The organism is Streptomyces sp. PH10-H1 (assembly GCF_030063355.1).
In the GTDB taxonomy this organism is placed as follows: domain Bacteria; phylum Actinomycetota; class Actinomycetes; order Streptomycetales; family Streptomycetaceae; genus Actinacidiphila.
Genome location: NZ_JASISZ010000161.1, coordinates 1 through 4926 on the forward strand (window position 1 = coordinate 1; position 4926 = coordinate 4926).

Here is a 4926-nt window from a genome sequence, read left to right on the forward strand (position 1 = left end):
TGACCTGTGCCAGCGAAGATGGGTCGTTTGCCACCGAAGTTGGACCAACGCTAGTTTGTGACAGCGAAGTTGGGCTGGTGGGGAAAGTGTCAGGCGGGGGATGTGGTGGGGGCACCTGTCCGCGCAGTCGATCAGGCTGTGCTCACGGGCTTTGAGCTGGACTTCTCTATCGACGGAGTGCGTAGACGTCGGCTGTTGCAGGCGAGTTGGGATGTTCGGTTCGAGGCGGTGGAGCCGGTCCGTGAGTTCACCTGGCACAAGTACGGCCGGGGCTTTGCGGGCTGGTACTACTCGGTGACCGTACGGGATCACGTCGGGTATGAGTCGTGGCTGGAGCGGGACCGGCTGGTCCTGCTGGACCGGGACCCGCAGGTCACTGCCATCGCCTCGCAGCCGTTCTGGCTGCACTGGCACGACGGGGTCCGAAAGCGCAGGCACGCTCCCGACTACTTCGTCCGGCTCGCCGACGGGCGGGCTCGTGTCGTCGACGTCCGAGCCCAGGACGACATGGACGAGGACACCCGGGAGTCCTTCACCGCGACTGAGCGCGCTTGCGGGGCGGTGGGCTGGGAGTTCGCCTGGGTCGGGCGGCCTGAGCCGGTGTTCATGGCGAACGTCCGCTGGCTGTCCCGCTACCGGCGGCTGCGCTGTGGGCGGCCGGCGGCGGTTGCGGACCGGTTGCTGGAGGTCTTCGGGGAGCCGGAGGGGTTGTGGGAGGGCGCCGGTCTCGTCGGGGACCGGTTGCAGGTTCTGCCGGTGCTGTTCCACCTGCTGTGGTCCGGCGCGCTGGGAACGGACCTGGTGGGCGGCTTGATGCAGACCGACAGCCTGGTTTGGACGGAGGGAAGCGGATGAGCGGGTTGAGGCGGCCGCCAGCTCTGGCGGTCGGTCACAGGGTCCGGTTCGAGGGCCAGGTCAGGGGGATTCTCGAGGTCACCGCTCATGCGGTGGTGGTGGAGGACACGGAGGCTCCGCACCGGGTAGTCACCCTGATTGACCTGTTCGAGGCGGCGGATTTCGAGGTCCTGTTCCAGCCCGAGCGGATGCCGCTGCCCGCGGTCGGGCTGCTGGAGACGTTCCCACCCGAAGTGGTGAAGCACGCGCTGTGGTGGGAGGGGCACATTCTCGAGGTTGTGCACGGGCTTGCGCCGGATGCGGAGCCCGGCTCGGCACCCCGGCCGGGCTACGGGCCGGGTTCGTCGGTGACATCACGGCAGCGGGTGAAGGCGGCAGAACTCGCGGTCGCCGGCCACGATGTCGCGGCCAAGACGATCGGCAACCGGCGCCGCCGATACCAGGAACAAGGGCTGGTCGGCCTGGCCGACCACCGCCCGGTCCGCAAGCGCCCCGAGTTCGGCTCGGCACCCGAGGCCGTCGTCGAGGCGATGCGGAAGGCGATCAAGGAGGGTGTCGACACCTCGACCCGCAACGGGGCCTACCTGATCTGGCGGACCGGGGAGATCCTGCGGGAATCGGGCGGTGATCCGGTCGAGCTACCGGCTCGGCGGACCCTCTACCGGCTGCTGGCGAAGCTGACGAAGGGTACTCACGCGACCGGCTCGGCGGTCACGCGCCGCTCGAAGGCCCACGGGGCAGCGGCCCCGTTCGGTGAGCTGACGGTGTCGGCTCCGGGCGAGGTCATGCAGATCGACTCCACCCCTCTGGACGTGATGGTCCGCCTCGACAACGGGGTCGTGGGCAAGGTCGAGCTCACCGGGATGATCGACGTCGCGACCAGGACACTGTCGGCGGCGGTGCTGCGTCCGACGACGAAGTCGGTGGACGCGAGCGTGCTGCTGGCCCGCACTGTCACTCCCGAGCTGATGCGGCCGGGCTGGGTCGAGGCCCTGAAGATGTCCCGGTCGGTGCTGCCGCACCGCAGACTGCTGACCTTGGACGAACGGCTGGAACACGCGGCGGCCAAGCCTGTCATCGTCCCGGAGATGATCGTCTGCGACCACGGCAAGGCGTTCATCTCCCACAACTTCCGGGCCTCCTGCCGGTTCCTGGAGATCGACTTCCAGCCCACCCACAAGGGCTCCCCGTTCCAGAAGGGGCACATCGAGAAGATGCTGGGCTCGGTGGCCACGATGTTCGCCCAGTTCCTGCCAGGCCACACCGGCCGCAACACCGACCAGCGTGGCCGGCACCCCGAGCAGGAGAACCTGTGGTCGCTGCCCGAACTGCAGGACCTGCTGGACGAGTGGATCATCGCGAAGTGGCAGAACCGCCCCCATGAGGGCCTGCGCGACCCGGACCACCCGGGGCGGCTGTTCACCCCGAACCAGAAGTACGCCGCCCTGGTCGAGGCATGCGGTTACGTCCCGGTCGCGCTCAGCGGCCAGGACTACGTCGAGTTGCTGCCCGCGGCCTGGCGGGCCGTCAACTCCTACGGCATCCGGATCAACAACCGTACCTACGACAGCCCCGAGCTGGGTCCGATGCGTCTGCGGGACTCCGGTGTCACCGCGAAGCGGGGGCTCTGGGAGGTCCACCGCGACCCCTACGACGCCTCCCGAGTCTGGGTACGCGACCACCGCGGCAACGGTGGCTGGGTCCAGGCGACCTGGAAGTACTTGAAGCGGGCCCCGGTCCCCTTCGGAGACCTGGCCTGGGACCACGTCAGCCACCAACTGCCCCGGGCTACCGAGGAAGAACTCGCCCAGGCCGTCGCCGACCTGCTGACCCGCGCACACGCTGGCCCCGACCAGCCCGCGGCGAAGAAGAAGGACAGGAAGGCCAGGTCGGCCAAGGCGGTCAAGGCCGAGCGGCGGGTCGCCGCCCGGACGAAGGCCGCACCGCCCACCGTCTCCTCCCCGACACCGCCGCGGCAACCCGAAGCCGAGGCGCCCGCCGAGGACGACGATCTCGCCGAGGTGATTCCCCTCGGACTGTTCAATCCGCTCGAAGACCCCTGGGGACGCTCATGACCACGCTGCCTGCCGACGAACCGAACGAGGACTTCGGACGGCAGCTGACCACTCTGCCCGGCTGGCGCGAGTTCGTCAGCGCGTCCCTGAGCGAGCCCATGGCCGTGCTGACGAAAGCCGAGTACGACGCGCTGGAGGCGGAGGACCAGGACGCCTACGACGACGACCGGCTCGACCACCATGCCCGCCTCCAAGTGGTCGCCACTTCCACGGTTCGCTCCACCGTCACCTGCGGGCGCCGCCTGATCATCCTCAACCGCGGGGCGATCAGCGCTCGCCGCGGCCTGATGGTCTCCGGGCCGGCAAACACCGGCAAGACGATCGCGCTCACCCAGCTCGGCCTGGCCCACGAGTTGCAGGACCGTCGCCGACACCCAGGACAGGACGACCGCATCCCAGTCGTCTACATCACCGTCCCGCCGGCCGCGACACCCCGCATGATCGCCGCCGAGTTCGCCCGCTTCCTCGGCCTGCCGGTCCTGCGGAGTTCGAACATCACCGACCTCACCGAGGCCGTCGTCGGCGTCTGCACCAAGGCCAGGACCGGCCTGATTCTGGTCGACGAGATCCACAACATATCCCTGACGACCCGCTACGGAGCAGAAGCTTCGGACACGTTGAAGTACTTCTCCGAGCGCATCCCGGCGACCTTTGCCTACGCGGGCATCGACGTCGAGTCCGGCAACCTGCTCTCCGGCACCCGAGGAGACCAGATCGCCGCCCGCTTCACCCCGATGGCCACCCACCCCTTCCCCTACAACACCGAGTGGAAGGCGCTGGTCGCGCAGATGGAGGCCAACCTCGTGCTCCACGAGCACAACCGCGGCAGTCTGACCCGCCTGGACCGCTTCATCCACACCCGCACCGGCGGCATGATCGGCACCCTCTCCCATCAGATCCGCGGAGCCGCCGTCGACGCCATCCTCGGCCGCACCGAAAGGATCAACAAGGCGGGCCTGCTGGCCGTCGACCTGGACACCGCCTCCCGCCGCAAGCGCCCGGACGCAGGCCAGTGATCCCGCCGGCCGGGGGAAGCCCCCTCGCCCGGCTGCCGTTCCAGGTCCGCCCGCAGAGCGGCGAAGGAGCCCGCTTGTTCATCACTCGGCTCGCCCAGGCGAACTGTCTTCCGCCCGCCTACCTACGGAAATACCTCGCCGAGCCACCCTCACACCTCGGCAGCCCGCGCTGGGACCGCATCGCCGCGTCCGCTGGGCGCGATCCGGTCGAACTGCGGCAGGTCCTGGAGACCATCAAGTGCGAGGAATGCGGAGGCCCGATACGGCCGATGGCCAGCTTCGGCGTCAAGCCGCGAACCTGCTCAAGGGCCTGCCGACAGAAGAGATACCGCAAGCGCTACCCCGCCAGCGAGTGGCGCCGGGAACGCTGCCGGATCTGCAAAAAGACCATGGTCATGCGTGTCGGCCAACGCCGTCTTCTCTGCTCGTCGCCCTGCCGCCGGGCCGCCTACCTCGAGCGGCAGCAACGGCACACACAGCAGCCGGCCGAAGAACCTTCCAGACCGCAAGGCGACTCCTTGCCAGCCTGTCTGATCTGCGAAGTCCCTCTGTCTCTGAGCACTGACACGAGTCCCCGCCGCACGTGCTCTCAACGCTGCCGACAGGCGGCATACCGCTGGCGAAAAACACCCCCGCACCCACTTCCGGTCCCGCCGCCCGGTTCAACGGCTTCACCCGATACGAGCGGGGCGAGGGCTGACGCCCTCGCCCCGCTCCAGATTGCTCGCCTGACAACACTGTCCTGTCAAGTCTGCTCGGGCCCCCTGCCCGAAAGGAGCAGTTCACAGCGTCGGACATGCTCCCAGCGCTGCCGTCAGCAGGCATACAGACAACGCAAGACGGCTCAACCCGGATAAGAAGATCACTATCGATGCTCCAACTTCAATGTCACAAACAATGCAGTGGCCCATCTTCAATGACACAAACAACCATCAGCCCAACTTCGATGACAAGGGGCCCATCTTCACTGGCACAGGTCA

At 68.0% G+C, this 4926-nt stretch carries 3 protein-coding genes; all 3 read left to right on the forward strand.

Features of this window, described 5'->3' with window-relative positions; all coding sequences use genetic code 11:
• Positions 1-138 precede the first annotated feature (138 nt).
• The 3 genes from QMK24_RS40565 to QMK24_RS40575 are packed head-to-tail and all read left to right on the forward strand — an operon-like array spanning position 139 to position 3946.
• Complete coding sequence (locus QMK24_RS40565; protein ID WP_283471930.1) at positions 139-855, forward strand: TnsA-like heteromeric transposase endonuclease subunit; 717 nt, start codon at positions 139-141, stop codon at positions 853-855.
• On the forward strand, positions 852-2930 hold the full coding sequence (locus tag QMK24_RS40570) for a TnsB C-terminal domain-containing protein (RefSeq protein WP_283471931.1): 2079 nt from the start codon (positions 852-854) through the stop codon (positions 2928-2930). The genes QMK24_RS40565 and QMK24_RS40570 overlap by 4 nt, the downstream gene beginning before the upstream one ends.
• The gene (locus QMK24_RS40575; RefSeq protein ID WP_283471932.1) at positions 2927-3946 is read left to right on the forward strand and encodes a TniB family NTP-binding protein; all 1020 of its coding nucleotides are present in this window, start codon (positions 2927-2929) and stop codon (positions 3944-3946) included. Before QMK24_RS40570 ends, QMK24_RS40575 begins: the two co-directional genes overlap by 4 nt.
• The last annotated feature ends 980 nt before the right edge of the window (positions 3947-4926 follow it).